Source organism: Micromonospora sp. WMMC264, assembly GCF_027497275.1.
Classification (GTDB): Bacteria; Actinomycetota; Actinomycetes; order Mycobacteriales; family Micromonosporaceae; genus Micromonospora; species Micromonospora chalcea.
Genome location: NZ_CP114907.1, coordinates 3,262,961 through 3,279,387, shown reverse-complemented (window position 1 = coordinate 3,279,387; position 16,427 = coordinate 3,262,961). Strand labels below are relative to the sequence as shown.

Genomic DNA, 16,427 nt, shown 5'->3' with positions numbered 1-16,427 from the left:
TCACACCCGCTCCAGGTCACGAGCGGACCGCTGCACTGGCACCAGGCCCGACAGCGACGGGCGGCGGCCGGTGGCGTAGAGACCGGCGAGCACGACGACGCCGAGAGCGAGCCAGGCCAGGCCGAGGCGCTGCGCGGCGATGTTCGCGTTCACCACCACGTAGGCCAAGATCGCGAACCCGATACCGGGCATGACCAGGTGCGCCCACCAGTTGCCGCTGCGCCGCCGGATGAGGTGGTGCACGACCACGGAGACGTGCAGGACCAGGAACGCGACCATCGCCCCGAAGTTGATCAGCGATGACAGCAGCGTGATCCCGTCAGCGCGGGTGGCCATGTACAGGCCCAGGGCGAGGGACACGACGCCGGTGAGCAGGGTGGCGTTGATCGGCACGTTGCGCCGTACCGACACCTTCGCCAGAAACGCCGGGAGCTGCCGGTCGCGGGCCATCGCGTACAACAGCCGGGACGTCGCCACCTGCGCGACCATCGAATTCGGCAGACCCCACGCGATCGCCGTTGCCACCGCGCACAGCGTCGCCAGCCAGCCACCGCCAGCCGCCGCGGCCGCGCCGTAGAAGGCAGTGCCGTTCGGATCACCCTGCGCTAGAAGCACGCCCGGGTCGGGGACGAGCATCGCGGCCAGCCACGTCTGGGCGATGAACAACACCCCCGCCAGGACGAGGACAGTGGCCATCGCGCGGCCGATCTGCCGAGAACCGCCCTTGGCCTCCTCGGCCAGCATGCTGATGCCGTCGAAACCCAGAAAGCTGAGCACGGCGATCGACACCGCCCCCGCCACCACCGACCAGGTGAACGTGTCGGAGTTGTAGAACGCGTCCCAGCTGAACCGGCCCCTGCCCGAGGCGAGAGCCCAGCAGGCGACGCCCAGGAAGACCGCCAGGATGATCAGCTCGCCGACGAGCATCACCCGGGTCACCATCGCGGTCATGCGGATGCCGACCGAGTTGACGATCGTGTTGACCGCGACGAATCCCAGCAGCCACAACCACACCGGCACCGCCGGCACGGTGGCATGCATCGCCACCGACGCCACCAGATACAGCAAGCCCGGCACGAGAACGTAGTCGAGCAGGATCACCCAACCGGCCAGAAAACCGACCGGCGCGCTGATGCCCCGGCCGGCGTAGTTGTAGACGCTGCCCGACATCGGGAACGCCTTCACCATCTGCGCGTACGAGAACGCGGTGAAAACGAGGGCCACCACACCGACCGCGTACGCCAGGGCCACCATCCCGCCGGAGCCGGCGTACACGCTGCCGAAAATCGCCATCGGCGCGATCGGCACCATATACACCAAGCCATACGCGACCAGGTCCCGGAATCGGAGGCGACGCGCCAACTCCTGTGTGTAGCCGTAACGCTTCAGCTCATCATGATCCGGCATCCGGGATCTCCTCAGATTTCGTCAATCAATCATCGGTACCTGTGCCGCCGGGAACGCCGTCCGTGATGGGCTTGGTGGTAATGCGTTCGGGCCGAAACGCGGAATGCGCTATCGGCGACGAGAGTGACTAAAGGCGAATGCGCTCGAGGTCGGCAAGGCTCATCGTCAACGTCTGACAATTCCTTGACAAGACGCCCCTTCATTGGCGGTCGGGGTTGAGGATCACGCACTCGTGCTGGGGCATACCATCTCGTTGTCGATCGGCTCCTCAACGCGGCACTTGGCTGCAAGGTCATAATCAGCCTCGGCCAGCTCTAGGTCACGGACGCGGAATCGCAGGTCACGCGAGTTCGGACCACCTGCGAGTGTGATGTCGGAACTTTGTCGGAGATTGTTGGAAGAAGCCGCTGGTTGGCCTACGTATCGCGATCCTGCACTACAGTGCTCCCAGGCCACCGCGTCTCGCCCCTGCGCGAGCGTCCGTACTAGTCGGGAGTTGCTGATGCCGAGCGTGCCACCGCAAGACGTGGCCAATGTCTGGAGCGCCCTTGGTCAGATGCTTGCGCGCAGCCGCAAGGCCGCTGGTTACACGCAAGAGACGTTTGCGCCACTGGTGAGGTATGGACGGAGCACGATCGCCAACGTGGAGACCGGTCGGCAGCGCGTAGGGCGTGACTTCTGGACCCGGAGCGACGAATTGCTGGGAACCGACGGCAGGCTGTCCCGGGAATACGATCGTATCCGACTCGCCGGCACCCAGCGCGTGCGGAACGGCGTGGCTGCCATTCAGGAATTCCAGGCGGCTGGGGCGCCGTCGTACTCCTCCAAAGCCGGGGAAATGCTCGCGCGCACGTCCGGAACCGACTACCTGATGGGCGAGTGGAACAGCTTCTCCACGCTCACCAGCATGCTGGCCCAGCAGCGCCAGGCCGTGTCGCCCGACGCGCTACTCGGTCTGATCGAGGCCCACCGAGATTGCCTGTCCACGCTATACCGCAAGGCCGGTCGTGCGCCCATTCGTACTGATATCGGAGCGATGCTCGCCGAAGCCTCGATCGTCGCCAGCCGGTTGTGGAGCGCACAGGGCAACCGAACCGTCGCGCTTGCTCACTGTGCCTACGCTCGCCAGCTCGGCGACAGGCTGGGCAACCACAGGGTCAGCGCGACCGCACGCATCTTCGAGAGCAACCTTCACTCGGAAGCCGCCACACTGATCGAAGCAGACGGTGACATTATGATTGGCCTGCGACTACTCGACGAGGCCGCCCGCGCGTCCACCGACCTCAGTTCCGCCGCACGAGCTCGATTAGCTGCCGAACAGGCCCAAGCCTTCGCCGCCCTGCGACTTCCACGCGAGGCCACGGCGGCTTTGAAGCGGGCAGAAGAAGCCGTCAACGATCTGTCTCCTGTTGACTGTGTCGGTCTCTACAGCGACGACTGGAGCGGCGCCCGCCTCCTCGTCTATGCGGGCACATGCCATCTCCTCCTTGGCCAGCCCTGCCAGGCCGTGACCGTGCTCGAAAGCGCGGTACAGATGCTGGAACACGACCACGCCAACGTCAACGTCGCCTTGGCAGCAGCCGTAGACCTCGCCAGCGCCTACGCCGAGGCCGGCGAACTTGAACAGTCCTGCACCCTGCTTGGCCGCACCTACGACCGGCTAAAAGCAGGCGGAAACCATCGAGGCATCGCTCGAGCCCAACGAGCCCGACAGCGGTTGGCACGATGGCTTGACGAGCCAGTTGTCCTCGAACTCGAGGAGCAGATGGCCGCCTAACAAGCAGCTGACGACCCGCCCGCACTCAACAACGAACTGACGGCGGCCACCACCGTCATCGGGTTAAGACTCTCTAGTACCACGTCAGGCTCGTAGGAGACCAGCTCTTGACGCCCAAGCCGGTGAGCGACCACAGCGATACGAAAGCCGGCGTGACGTGCGCATGCGATGTCGTTAGGCGCATCCCCGATGACGATCACTTGAGCAGGATCGAGTGGAGCACCGTAGATCGCGGAATAGCGCTGCGTTACGACCGCCGGAAGCTGAAAGCGATCGCGAGCGTCCGATCCGAACCCGCCGATGCGAAGATCAAGAAACTCATCCAAGCCCGCCACGTGCAGCTTCACGTCGGCGGCCGAACGCAGATTCCCGGTCAGCACGGTCTGGATGAAGCCACGCTCGTGCAATTCCGCGATGCTCGCCACGGCACCTGGATACGGCGGCTGAACCTCAGCCAACTCCTGCCGACCCTCTTGCATGACCGCGGCAATGGCCTGACGAAAGGCGGGTATGCCCGCCTCCGCAGCTGACGGGTCCACGCCCGAAGCGATCGCCGTGTCAACGGCGATCGACTCGTCCGTATACCCATGCACCTTCTTGTCAGGGAAGACAACCTCGGACTCCGCGATGCCGTACGCCCGAGCGATCGCGCGCGTCAGCCAGCGCAAATCAGCGGGTATGAGCGTCCCGTCAACGTCCCAGATGACCAAGCCGACGCTGCTGTGGTTCATCGAAGCATCGTCGCACAGGCTCCGGCAGCTGCCCCCGTCGAGCATTCCGGGGTGGCGGCCGGCCGGTGGCGCATTGTCGGCAGGAATGCCCGCTGAACAGGCACTCGACGTCGCGGCAGCAAAGGATGGGGCCGTGGTGTGTCAGGTGGCAGCCGGACTCGGCGGGATTGGCAAGAGCCAACCCGCCGCTGGTTTGGCCCACCGGCTGTGGTCCCGTGGGGACTCAGGTTCCCCCGGTTGCCGAAGGGTCTCTACAAGATCCGGAGCGGTTCACAGCTCAGTGCAACGTCTCACGAGAGACGTAGCGTCGGGAGCGGGATCCGGTCCACGCGCTCCGTTCAAGCTGCTCGATCGTCGTCACCGCGGTCGATGTCGGGTCCGAGTACAGCCATTCGTACTCCCCGGTCCTGACCCCGGCCGTCCGGTTGGGTAGCGGTCTGCCTTGAGCCGTCGGCTACCAGCCGGACCAGTGCCATCGGCGGATATCGGGCCATCGGGCGGGAAGGGCAGTGCCAACAGCCCACCGAACGCTACGGTTCCTTCATGTGAGGCATAGGCGATCCAAGTAAGGCCGTTATCGCTCCATACGCCCTCGGCGCCGGTATATCGAGGCGCGAACAGATCGACGTCCACCAGGTAGTCTGCGCCGTATTCACGCAGCTCAGCGATCCGTCGGCCGCCCGCTTCCTGTAGCACCTGACGAACTCGGCCGACACCCTGCTCATCCCACATGTACGCCTCCTGCAGCACCAGAACCTCGTCTGGCAAAGGAGCTGCCAGCATCGGGTGCCAGGACAGACCCTGTAGCCCCCATCGCTCCTGCAGGCGTTGCCGCCAGCCCGACGACTCCTCGGCCGTCAACACGCGGCGATATCCCAACGGCTCGACGTCGATGTCGGATTCCGAAGTCCAGCCGCGGATGGCGGCAGCGAACATCTGGCGCTCGTCACGGATCACCTCGGCCTCGTCCTTGCCTTGTGGATTGATCAGCGACTGGGCGTCGTTGGCCGCGCGGAGCAGCGCGGCCGAGAGGTCGGCAAAGTCGGGTAGACGCTCTGGGTCAAGCCGTTCGACCTGTCCAAGCATCGCCTCGATGATGTTGTATCTGGGGAAGATCCGCCGAGCCTCCCGCGTGTAGTGGTAGCCGTCCATCGCCCGGCCCTGGTTGGGCAGCTGCGCGTACACGCCGTTCAGCTCGTCGTACCTCCGCATCAGGTATTGGCGGGCTGCCTGGTGCAGTATCTCGGGTTCCACCCAGCGATTCTGCCGCCGGGTCGGCCAAGCGCGCTCCCTGTAATCCCGCGCGTGGCCGACCGTCACAGCGAGCGGTTCTCACTGCCGAATTGCCTCTTGAAGATCAAGGCGCCGCGCGAGCGCGGCGCAGGCCCACCGCGCTCGGCCTGCTGGCGGCCTCCGGCCGGCATCGGCCGACCCGGTGGTCCATGCCCTGCCTCAGGGATAGATCTGAACGACGCCGTCCGAGGGATCCAGGGTCGACTGGCTATCTCCGGCCATCGGTATAGCGCGGCGCCGGCGGTGTACGCCAAGTTGATGCCGGTGTCATCGACGAATACCCGACTGACCGCGGGATGCACGGTACGTGGCTGAGGTATCGGAGTGAAGCGTCACCCGCAGAACGTCGCGACGCCGTACCGATCGCGTGGGTGGCCGGCTGCCACCGAGGTCGGGGCGATCGGCTGCCGCGCCGCTCCGCGGCTTGCCACCGGGTACCGGGCCCAGGCGCACGGTGAGCCAGCGACACGGCAAGCCGCCCCCGGCCCGAACGGCCGGGGGTGGTAAGCCGCGCGCCGCCGGGCAGCCGCGCGCCCACCACGCGGCCGTGCCAGCCACGTGCCAGTAGCTGGTGTCCCAGTCGGTCAGCAGCGGTCATGATCGGGCACGACGGCACTGCCCCTGACCAGGCGTTCCGGACAGATCAGGTCAGCCGGAAACGATCTTCCAAACTGACGGTGTGATCGATGCGCCATCGGGGACGACTAGTGTTCGCCCATGACTCCCGCGCATCTAGCTGTAGAGCATGAGGACTTGGCCAGGCTGCGCGGTCTCCTCGACCCCGGATGTGACATCGAAGATCCGGATGAACAGAGCTTCACCCTTTTGCTGCACGCGATTGACGTCGAGAGAGACGGGGCGTACGAGGCAGGAGATCTGTTGCAGGTCTCAGCAACGGCGTTCCTCCTCGCGCGCGGCGCCGATCCATTGCGACGGCACTGCTCGGGACTGACGCCACTCGATCACGCGGAGATCACTGGCCACTGGCTCGCGGCCGAGGTAGTCCGGGCATGGATAGCCCGGCGGACGGAGACCCACCCTGACGGATTGCTCCGCGTGGCTGTACTGCCATCAGTACAGCCAAGCCGGCCGACGGAGACGGCCCGGGGTCGACGCGAGACGACACGGCGAGCAGCTCAACGGCGGTCACTGACGCCGGCGGACAGCAGCCTTCATCTTTGCAAGGCCGGGGTAACGCCGACCGAAGTACAGCAGCGAAGTACAGCAACCCACCGACCCGCAGCACCGCGCGACGGACCGTCATGCACCGGTCCACGGCGCGGGCGACCCAGCCGGACTCCATCGCCTAGAGCTACGGATCAGACGGCGGCTGAATAGCCGTCGGTACTGCAAAGCGTGTCTGGAAAGCTGCGGGGTTCAGTGCTGGCAGTGAATGTCTGGTCTGTTGGTGGATGTTTTCCCGGGCAGCGAGGTGCAGTGTATCGATCGGCGGTTTGTCGGTGGGAGGTTGTTGTGGCTGTTGGTCGGGGCGCTGATCGGCTGGGGCGGCGGGGCCTGGTGGTGGTGGGCGCCGGTTTGCTGGTTGCGGCTGGCGTGACGGCCGCATTGGCGAATTTTGTGCCGTGGCTTGTGGCTGCGGCCTTGGGTGCAGTGTCTGGTGCCGCTGGCCTGTATGGGGGCGTGTTGTGGCAGCGCCGGGGTGAGCTCTTGGCGCGGGAGGCTGCGTGGCGGGATGTGACGCTGGCCAGCGTGGACGGTGCAGATCGAGCTGGCGTCGACGACGGCGGTGTGCTGGCGTTGCTGTCGGCCGGCCGGGCATTGGTCCCCTACAGCGTGTTGCACGGTCCGCTGCTGCGGCGGGTGTTGCGCTGGGCGGACGGGCAGGGCGACGTGGTGGAGAGAGTGCTGTATGTCGATGGGCCGGCGGGGGTGGGCAAGACGAGGCTGCTGGTGGAGGCGGCGGGTCGGAGTGCTGCTCGGTGGGGCTGGGTTCGGCGGGGGTGTGGAGCGGAAGCGGTAGCGGCGGCTGTGGGTTTGGGTGGTTCGGTAGTGTTGGTGTTGGACGATGCCGAGACGCGTGATGATGCGGCGGCGACGGTTACGGCGTGGGCGGCGCTTGGCGCATTGGAGGTCCGTCTGGTGCTGGCCGGCCGGGTCGATGCCGTGTGGTGGCCAGCGATCCGGGGCGGGCTGCCGAGTGATCTGGTGTCAGAGCTGCCGTTCCGGGCCCAGGTGACGGTGCCGCCCATCGTGGGTGACGAGAAGGCCCAACGCCAGATGTTTGCCCAGGCGCTTCGTCACTTCACCCCGGAGGGGGAGCCGGTGCCGTCGGCGGTCTGGGTGCCGGTGCGGCCGTCGCCATCGATTGCGTTGTTGCATGGGGGTGCGGCGTGGGCCGCGGTGACGAGCGCGAGTGGGCAAGTAGATGCTGCTGAGACCGTGGCCGGTGTGTTTGCGGTGGAGCAGGAGCGGTGGCAGGCGGCGGCCGAGCGGGCAGGACTCAGCGCTTTGCCGCAGGAAGTGTTCGGGCAGGCGGTGGTGCTGGCTGCGCTGGTCGGTGCGCCGGACGCGGCGATGGCGCGGCAGTTGCTGGCGCGGCTGCCGGCGCTTGCCCGGGCAGGTAGACCGGGTCGGGAGTCGGGGCGGCTGGCTGAGTGGCTGCGTGGGCTGTACCGACAGCAGGATCCGGACTGGCTAGCGCCGTACTTACCCGCAGTGTTGTTGGAGGGCTACGTCGCCGACCTGCTTACCGGCACGCCGGTCATGGCCGTGGCCGTGAGCGAAGCCACGAGCGGCGACCTAAGCCGCGCTAGGCGGGTCCTGACCCTACTTAGTCGAGCGTCGGTCCACACGAGCGCCGCACTGCCGGCTGTTGCCATGCTGCTGCGCCATGACCCGGTACCGATGCTCACCGCGGCGATCTGCGTGGCGAGCGAGATGCAAACACCCTTCGATGCGTTGATCACGGAATACCTAACCGCCGATAGCACACGCGCGCTCACCGCCGCGCAGATTCACCAGCTGTACGACCTGATTCCCGATCACGCGCAGCGACGGGTGCTGGCTACTACGACGAGACGCTTGCTGCGCCTCTACCTCAATCACCCAGACGTTGACGTCAATGATCCGCACACTCTGCAGATCCGCAACAACCTCGCGGACATCATGCGCTGGCAGGGCCGTTATGCCGAGGCTGAGACCGGGTACCGCGAGGTGCTGGCCGCCCGAATCCGGCTCCTCGGCGCCGATCACCCCGACACCCTGAGCACTCGCCACCACCTCGCGGTCGTTATGCAGGAGCAGGGCCGTTACGCCGAGGCTGAGACCGGGTACCGCGAGGTGGTGGCCGCCCGAATCCGGCTCCTCGGCGCCGATCACTCCGACACCCTGAAAACCCGCAACAACCTCGCGGTCGTTATGCAGGAGCAGGGCCGTTACGCCGAGGCTGAGACCGAGCACCGCGAGGTGCTGGCCGCCCGAACCCGACTCCTCGGCGCCGACCACCCCGACACCCTGAGCACCCGCAACAACCTCGCGATCGTTACGGCGGACCAGGGCCGTTACGCCGAGGCTGAGACCGAGTGCCGCGAGGTGGTGGCCGCCCGAATCCGGCTCCTCGGCGCCGATCACTCCGACACCCTGAAAACCCGCCAGGGCCTGGCGGTCGTCATGCAGGAGCAGGGCCGTTACGCCGAGGCTGAGACCGAGTGCCGCGAGGTGGTGGCCGCCCGAATCCGGCTCCTCGGCGCCGATCACCCCGACACCCTGAGCATCCGCCACAACCTCGCGGTCGTTATGGCGGAGCAGGGCCGTTACGCCGAGGCTGAGACCGAGCACCGCGAGGTGCTGGCCGCCCGAACCCGACTCCTCGGCGCCGATCACCCCGACACCCTGAAAACCCGCCAGGGGCTGGCGGTCGTTATGGCGGAGCAGGGCCGTTACGCCGAGGCTGAGACCGAGTGCCGCGAGGTGCTGGCCGCCCGAATCCGGCTCCTCGGCGCTGACCACCCCGACACCCTGAAAACCCGCCAGGGGCTGGCGGTCGTTATGGCGGAGCAGGGCCGTTACGCCGAGGCTGAGACCGAGTGCCGCGACGTGGTGGCCGCCCGAACCCGACTCCTCGGCGCCGATCACCCCGACACCCTGAAAACCCGCCACAACCTCGCGGTCGTTATGGCGGAGCAGGGCCGTTACGCCGAGGCTGAGACCGAGTGCCGCGAGGTGATCCGGCTCCTCGGCGCCGATCACCCCGACACCCTGAAAACCCGCCAGAGCCTGGCGGTCGTCATGGCGGAGCACGGCCGTTACGCCGAGGCTGAGACCGAGCACCGCCAGGTGTGATACCGAGTACCTCGAAGTGCTGGCCTTGACCCTGTTCTCTTGGTGCGACCGGCGGTGGCGCCGACCCTGCGCGCGCAGGCGCTACGAGCTACTGCACCACTGTCTAGGGCAGCAAGGAGGCAGCGAAAGGCCCGCCTGAGAGTGACGAAACCCGCCAGCGGGTGGCGTGGTAGCTGAGCCGAACGGCATCGGACGACAGTCGACGGCAGCGGGCGTTGCGCCGCAACGGTGTTCGGGACGAAGAGGTCTGGCCGTCCAGCCGTCCGTACAGCCAAGCCAGTCGACAAACGCGGTCCGAAAACGACGACGGACGACATGGCGAGCAGGCCAGCGCCGTTCGTCGACGTTGGCCGACAGCAGTCTTGATCTTTGCAAAGCAGGGGAGCGGGGCGTGCCCGTTCCGTGCCCGATCGGGCGGGTGTCGAGGGTCAATGGCGGTCAGCTCCGGGGCGTGCAGGCCGGTATGGAGGTTAGGCCGTTGCCGAGCGACTTCCGCCCGTGTCCACACTTCCAAACCGCGTGTGGCCGGTTTGAGTTCCCCCGCTTTGATGGAGCGGTGGTTACCTGCTGCCGGCTGGTGCAGGGGCGGCGATAGTTGGTTCGGCTGGTTCGGTCTGTCGGCTGTGCCAGGCGGTCTCGACGATCAGGTTGTTGGCCACCGTCGCGCCCGGAATTGCAGGTGTGGTGCCAGCCTGAGACTCGCACTCTAGGACGTCGGATTGTCGCTGATTGCCGGTTCGTCGCCATCTCGACAGGCGCGATCGGCGGCGGGGCAGCGGACCGGCGAGTTCGCCGGGGGCGGTGGTGCGGACAGGGAACGGTTGTGGTCAGTGTTCGCGGGAGCCTTTCCCGCTCTTCGCAGTGGTGACCATCGATGGACATGATGGGGCGAGATGGTCGCTGTCCACGACCGATGACCGAGGAGGCCCTCATGCGACTCACCCGACGACTCACCACATCTGCGTTGGCGCGGCGTGCCCTGACCGGCGCAGCGGCCGTGATGGTCGCCAGCGCCGGCCTGGTCGCCGTCGACGCCGCGGTGGCTTCGGCGACACCTCCCGGCATTCCGTCCAAGGCGAGCGCCCAGTCGCAGCTCAACGCCCTGACGGTCAAGAGCGAGGGGTCGACGAGTGGGTACTCCCGGGATCTGTTCCCGCACTGGATCACCATCAGCGGGGCCTGCAACACCCGAGAGACGGTCCTCAAGCGCGACGGCACGTCCGTGGTCACCAACAGCAGCTGCGCGGCGACCTCGGGCCGCTGGTACAGCCCCTACGACGGCGTGACCTGGACCGCGGCCTCCGACGTCGACATCGACCACGTCGTGCCCCTCGCCGAGGCGTGGCGCTCGGGTACCAGCGGGTGGACTACCAGCCGGCGGCAGAGCTTCGCAAACGACCTGACCCGCCCGCAGCTGATCGCGGTGACCGACAACGTGAACCAGGCCAAGGGTGACCAGGACCCGTCGACGTGGCAGCCGCCGCTGTCGTCGTACCGGTGCACTTACAGCAAGATGTGGATCACCGTGAAGTACAACTGGGGGCTGAGCCTGCAGTCGTCGGAGAAGTCCGCCCTGCAGAGCATGCTGAACACCTGCAGCTCCTAACCGCACATACCCGCCTCGGAGCCTGACCGCTGCGAGCGCCGACGAACGGCAACGCCTGAACCGCGAGTTGCCGCCGCGCCTGCGCAGCCCGTGAAATGGCGGTATCGACGGGCTGGAGGGCGGGTCGCTATACGGACCCGGCCTCCAGCGCCGCCGTGCCATCGGGCGAGGCGCTGATGGCCGCCAGTTGGGCCGTCCCCCGGTGGGGCGGCAGCACCGTCGCAGGCCCACACGGGGCTGCCGTCGGTCCATACGACCGCCGACTCGTCGACGGCGTGCAGCAGGCCGTCGTCGGTGACTCACAGAACGGTCAGGCGCTGGGTCATCACAGCCACCGGGGCCAGGAGCCACCAAGGCTCTGCCGTCAACGCCACGTCCCGATGCCCCTCTCACGCCGGTCCGGGCGCCGTGCCGAGTACCTGCTGGTAGGTGTCGATCGCGGCGAGCAGAAGCCAGTTCGGGTAGAGGTTCCAGGCCGGATCGAATAACCCGGCGTGAGGATCCAGGCAGTAGTGGACGACGGCGCGTCTCTCGTCGTTGCGTTTCACGATTGTCTGCTCGTCGCTTCAGCACCAGGCGGATCGCACGCTATGACCGCCGGCGAGGTGCGGTCGGCGCAAGGTACGAGATCCGGGGCGGCTCGACGAGCATTTCCAGTTGCGTCCCTTGAGCAGGGGCCGTCATGCGCTGACCGCGAAGTGCTCGACGATCACCCTGTGTGTCTGTGGATAAGGTGCGTGTCGTCCACAGGGGCTTCCAGCGGCGTGGGGGGAGGCCCGACGATGCCTCAGCAACGTACGGTCACCGCAGCCGCCATCTACCTGGCCCGCTACCACATCTTGGCCCACTACCCACTCGACTCGCTGCTCAGCCGCCTCGCCGGACAACCAATCAACATCCTTGAAGCAGGGCGCCACCTCACCGCCCTAATCCGAGCGGAAGGCCCACGTACGCTGCCAGCTGGACTCCCATCCAAGGGGCGACGCTCGTACGCGGTCTGAGCGAGACAAATCCGGACCGGTCGTCTCGGAGCCAGGTGGCCATTGCCTTGACGTGGTTGCGGAGTCGATCAGGAAGCTGGCCTGACGGCCTACACGGGAATTCGAGATGGCCGTTGACGGTTTGTCGCGCGACGAGGTCGCACAGGTGTTTCCGATGACGGTCAGCTCTGGAGCTCTGGACCGGCTGGCCCGACTATCGGCCCTTGTACCGACTTTAGAAGATGTTGATCTGCCTGTTGTGGTCGCCGATCTGAACGCCCCGCACTCCGGAAACGCGCACGTCGTATTCGCGTCCGCGCGGCGTCAGCAGAGCGAGCAGATCCCGGGCCGCCTTCTGGACCTCTTGATCTTCGGTCGCTCCGGAGTTGGCCAGATCTCGGCTGATCTCCTTCGCCCACCGTTGTGTGCCGGGCTTCTCAGATTTCAGTGCCCGACGGGAGAACTGGTGGACCCGGCGAACTATGAGCTTCATCAATGATCGGTAGGCAACGTCTACCACCGCGAGGTCGGTGGTCACTCCGGCCTCCAGAGCCCGCAGGATGGTAGTGAGACTCTCCTGCCGCCATGAGGCCAAGGCCTCGCGAGTGGCCACGGTGTACGGGTGTTCGACGCCGAGGATGCGTTCTCGGTCGATCAAGAGCCGCCCGAACTCGGCAGCGGCGCCGGCAGCGTCGCCCGCTAGCCCTCGCCATCGGGCATAGTTGCTGCGGGCCGCCAGGGTGTCGGGGTGGTCGGGGCCGAGGATGCGCGTCTGGTCGGCGAGCAACTGTTCGAACGCCGCGGCGGCGCCGGCCGCGTCGCCCGCCTCGCCGCGCGAGAACGCCAGGTTGTGACGGGTGGACAGGGTGTCGGGGTGGTCGGGGCCGAGGATGCGCGTCTGGTCGGCGAGCAACTGTTCGAACGCCGCCGTGGCGTCGGCCATGCCGCCGGCCTGGCCACGCCAGAACGCCAGGTTGCTCCGAACCGTCAGGGTCCGCGGGTGGTCATGGCCGAGCACGCGCAGGAAGTCGGATAGGAGCGCTTCGAAGGCCACGACGGCACCCGCAGCGTCCCCGGATTCACCACGCCACCGGGCGAGCCTGTTTCGCGTGGACAGGGTGTCGGGGTGGTCGGGGCCGAGGATGCGCGTCTGGTCGGCGAGCAGCCGCTCGAACGCCGCCGCCGCGCCATCCGCGTCGCCGGCCTCCCCGCGCCACAGCGCCCCGTTGGCCCGGGTGAGCAGCGTGTCGGGGTGGTCGGGGCCGAGGATGCGCGTCTGGTCGGCGAGCAACTGTTCGAACGCCGTCGCCGCGTCACCCGCGTCGCCAGCCGCGCCCTGCCAGAACGCCTGGCTGCTCCGTGCGAGCAAGGTGTCCGGATGGTCGGGGCCGAGCAACCTTTCCGTGTTCGTCCGCAGGTCAGCGTAGTAGTCGTGCGCTCCGGCGACCAGGCCGGCCTCGCCCAGGCTCGCCCCGGTCCTGAACAGCACCGGATGGGTTCGTTCACGACCTCGGAGGTCACGCCAAAGCAGCGAGCCGGTGACGCTGATCAGGGCTGTGGCGTTCGCCCGGAGGTAGTGGCCCAGTCCGGGGTCCCGTTCGAAGTCCGGCCACAGCTCCACCAGCGCGTCCGCGGCCGTGGTGGCGATCCGGTGCAGATCGCGTCCCAGGATGTTCTCCCGGATGATGCGCTGGATCACCGCGTGGATCCGCAGGGTCGACTGCCCGTCGCCCACGCCAGTGGTGGCCAGGCTGAGCCGATGCAGGGCGCGCAGCGCGTCGTTGACGTCGTCCGGATCAACGTCCGGCTCGCGATCCTGTCGGTAGTACTCGTGGCTCGCCTGTGTCGTGAACACCGCCATCGGTATGCCGTGGGGATCGAGCACCGACGCCAGCCGCAGAACGAGGCTTGCCCGCCCCGAGGTCGCCATGTCAGCGGCCGCGATCGACAGCGTCCAGGCGTGCGCGACCGGCATGAGCTGCTGGTCCGGCAAAACACCGGGATGCAGCCGGGACAGCGGACGGCGCGCGAGCCGGTCGAGGTAGCCGGCGCAGGAGAGACCCTGGTCGACGATGTACGCGGCCGCCTGCGCCAGGGCGAGCGGCAGATGCCCCAGCTCGGCGGCGAGGCGGTCGGCCTGCTCCAGCCGGGCCGGGTCGTCGCCCAGCTGGCGGGTCAGGTACGCCCGCGCCTCTTGCGGGGTAAACACGTCGACGTTGATAACGTGGCGGCCGCTCAGGAGCGCGGCGTCGCGGCGGCGGGTGGTGACGACGGTACGGCCGGTACGGGTGGCGGGCGGCCACAGGCTGTTGAGGTGCTGCGGATCGTCGAGGTTGTCGAAGACGATGAGCCATCGTCTCGTCGTGGCCGTGAGCCAGCTCAGGAGCCGCGCCGCACCCTCCTGCGGGTCGGCGTCGTTGGCTCCGGAGACAACCGCCGCCGCTCGGGCGTAGGATGAGACGATTATCTGGGGGTCGGTGGCGGTGATCCAGATGAGTAGGTCCAGTTGACCCTCCGACAGCATCCGGTGCGCGAGATTCGCCGCGATCTGCGTCTTCCCGATGCCGCCCATACCGGACAGGATCTGCACGACCACCGCGGTCTCACCGGCGCCGACGGCAGCGAGGGCCTGGTCCGCGGGTCGCGGCTGGCGTCCGGACGTCAGCGGGGGAAGCACGCCGATCAGCACCGGCCACGAGGTCTGGGGACGGTCGGCGACGCTTGTCACTGCCCAGGAGTAATCGCCGGTCTGCACCACGCCCACGCCATCAGGTATGCGGACCGCCGGAGTCGCCGGCTGCGGCGCGGGCGGCTCGGGCTGCTGCCGGGCACGGCGCTGCAAGGTGCCGAGTGCCTGCTGGACCTGGTGCCGACCGAGGTCGGTGATCGCGGCGAACGGCGTGCTATCCACTGCGAGCCGCTCGTCGCCGTCGCCGGGGACGAGCACGGTGAACCGTCCGCCGCCGGCCGACATGCGGCGCTGCACCGCGGCGGACACTCGCGCGAAGAGGTCCTCAGCCTCAATTGTCTGACTGACGGTCAGGGTCGCGGCCAGCAGCTCAGGTACACCGTCGACGAACCGGTACAGGCCGCGCCGGCTGTCCTCGACCTGGAGGAGTCCGCTGAGTAGGAACTCGGCCAGGTGGGCGGGATGCGCCGGCCGGAACATGTCGTGCTGGACGTAGCGGATCACCTCGAGCTGCGGTGTGCCGAGCGCGACGTACCGGGCGAGCTGGAACGCCTGCCGTGATGCGACGGCCCGAAAGTCGCGAATCCGCTGCTCCGCCGTGGGCTGCACCTCGGGTAGGCCGGAGGGATCGTCGGGAACCACATCATCCGTGCCGGTCACCGCCATGGTGACCGGAGGGCCGCCGGCGATCAACGTCGTCCATCGTCTGAGCCACGTGCTGTCGGCCTGAAGGACCGGGATCAGCGTGCCCTCGGGCTCGGCACAGCCACCGAAGGGCACGAAGCCCAGCTCGGCGTTGGGCGCGCAGGGCCGTAGCGCGCGGAGCGTACCGGCCACCGTGGGCGCCCCGGTGCGCGCCCACAGACGCTCGGGCAGCGGCTGAAGGATCGCCACCGGCCCGCGTTCCGCCAGGTCGCGCAGCAGCCGACCGGCGGCGCCGGATTGCCAGACGCTGCCGACGCAGTCGCTGATCACGATGACGAGGCGGCGGTTGCCCGGATCGACCAGCCGGCGCGGCGACATCGGGTCGCCCTGCCCGTCGGCCAGCACAGCGGCGCCGTCCGCGCGTTCACCGAGCGTGTAGCGGGCGACCTGCCGGAACACGCCGGACTCCCGGAGGGTCGCGACGATGTCGTGTGCCATGTCCTGCCAGATGGCCATCGAGTCGTCGTCGTCGACCAGCAGCACCACGTCCAGCCACAGCTCCTCGGGCGGCAGCATCACCGCCGGCCATCGGGCGCCGACGGGCTGCTCGGCCGCGCACCGCGCGGTGGCCTCCTCGTCCAGCGTGCCCAGGCCGGGCATGGTCACGCGCCGCTTCAGCGGGCGCAGCGCCCGCTGAAAAGCGAGCCGGTCGCCGAGCGCGATCGGCTTGGGGATCTCACCGAGTCGCGCGGCCCGGGTCTCGCCCGGGGAGTAGCGAAACACATGCGCCTCGACAGCCGGCCGCGGGCCGCGCGCCGCCAGCCCGGGGGCCGGCTCCGGCGGAGCCCAGTCGGGCAGGGGAGGACGGGTGGTCTCTCCCCCCGGCGGCGCCGGCGCCAGCGCCGCAGCCGAGCGTAGCGAGATCTGGGTGGCCAGCCACAGCGTCTCTGCGAGTTCCCGCGGAGTCGGCTCCACGCCGGACCGGCGGTGAAGTAAA

General features: G+C 67.9%; 8 protein-coding genes. 3 read left to right on the top strand and 5 right to left on the bottom strand.

All coding sequences use genetic code 11. From position 1 onward, the window contains the following. Positions 1-1,407, bottom strand: coding sequence for an APC family permease (locus tag O7542_RS13885; protein ID WP_281606389.1), 1,407 nt, complete (start codon positions 1,405-1,407; stop codon positions 1-3). A gap of 502 nt (positions 1,408-1,909) precedes the next feature. On the opposite strand from O7542_RS13885, the gene O7542_RS13880 reads away from it, so the two are divergent. Then, a complete protein-coding gene (locus O7542_RS13880) occupies positions 1,910-3,184 on the top strand; it encodes a helix-turn-helix transcriptional regulator (RefSeq protein ID WP_281606388.1) in 1,275 nt (424 codons plus the stop codon). On the opposite strand, the gene O7542_RS13875 is transcribed toward O7542_RS13880, so the two are convergent. Together O7542_RS13875 and O7542_RS13870 are read right to left on the bottom strand one after the other, a co-directional pair. After that, positions 3,181-3,915: a haloacid dehalogenase-like hydrolase gene (locus O7542_RS13875; RefSeq protein ID WP_281606387.1), complete on the bottom strand. Its 735-nt coding sequence runs from the start codon at positions 3,913-3,915 to the stop codon at positions 3,181-3,183. The two genes, O7542_RS13880 and O7542_RS13875, sit on opposite strands and share 4 nt — an antisense overlap. A gap of 357 nt (positions 3,916-4,272) precedes the next feature. Beyond that, positions 4,273-5,169, bottom strand: a complete 897-nt coding sequence (locus O7542_RS13870; RefSeq protein WP_281606386.1) for a hypothetical protein — start codon at positions 5,167-5,169, stop codon at positions 4,273-4,275. Between the two features lie 1,749 nt (positions 5,170-6,918). Between O7542_RS13870 and O7542_RS13865 the strand changes: the two genes are divergently transcribed. Together O7542_RS13865 and O7542_RS13860 are read left to right on the top strand one after the other, a co-directional pair. Next, positions 6,919-9,510, top strand: coding sequence for a tetratricopeptide repeat protein (locus O7542_RS13865; protein ID WP_281606385.1), 2,592 nt, complete (start codon positions 6,919-6,921; stop codon positions 9,508-9,510). Between the two features lie 931 nt (positions 9,511-10,441). Beyond that, a complete protein-coding gene (locus O7542_RS13860; RefSeq protein ID WP_281606384.1) occupies positions 10,442-11,116 on the top strand; it encodes an HNH endonuclease family protein in 675 nt (224 codons plus the stop codon). Positions 11,117-11,505: 389 nt separating this feature from the next. Here the strand turns inward: O7542_RS13860 and O7542_RS13855 are convergent, their stop codons facing one another. Next, positions 11,506-11,664 carry a hypothetical protein gene (locus O7542_RS13855; protein ID WP_281606383.1) on the bottom strand — a complete coding sequence of 53 codons (159 nt, stop codon included), beginning with the start codon at positions 11,662-11,664 and terminating at the stop codon, positions 11,506-11,508. Between the two features lie 667 nt (positions 11,665-12,331). After that, entirely contained in the window at positions 12,332-16,405 is a 4,074-nt protein-coding gene (locus O7542_RS13850; protein ID WP_281606382.1) for a tetratricopeptide repeat protein, read from the bottom strand. Between the last annotated feature and the right edge of the window lie 22 nt (positions 16,406-16,427).

Coding starts and splice junctions, on each gene's coding strand:
- O7542_RS13875 (WP_281606387.1), bottom strand. CDS start 3,915: ATGAACCACAGCAGCGTCGGCTTGGTCATCTGGGACGTTGACGGGACG.
- O7542_RS13880 (WP_281606388.1), top strand. CDS start 1,910: ATGCCGAGCGTGCCACCGCAAGACGTGGCCAATGTCTGGAGCGCCCTT.
- O7542_RS13860 (WP_281606384.1), top strand. CDS start 10,442: ATGCGACTCACCCGACGACTCACCACATCTGCGTTGGCGCGGCGTGCC.
- O7542_RS13885 (WP_281606389.1), bottom strand. CDS start 1,407: ATGCCGGATCATGATGAGCTGAAGCGTTACGGCTACACACAGGAGTTG.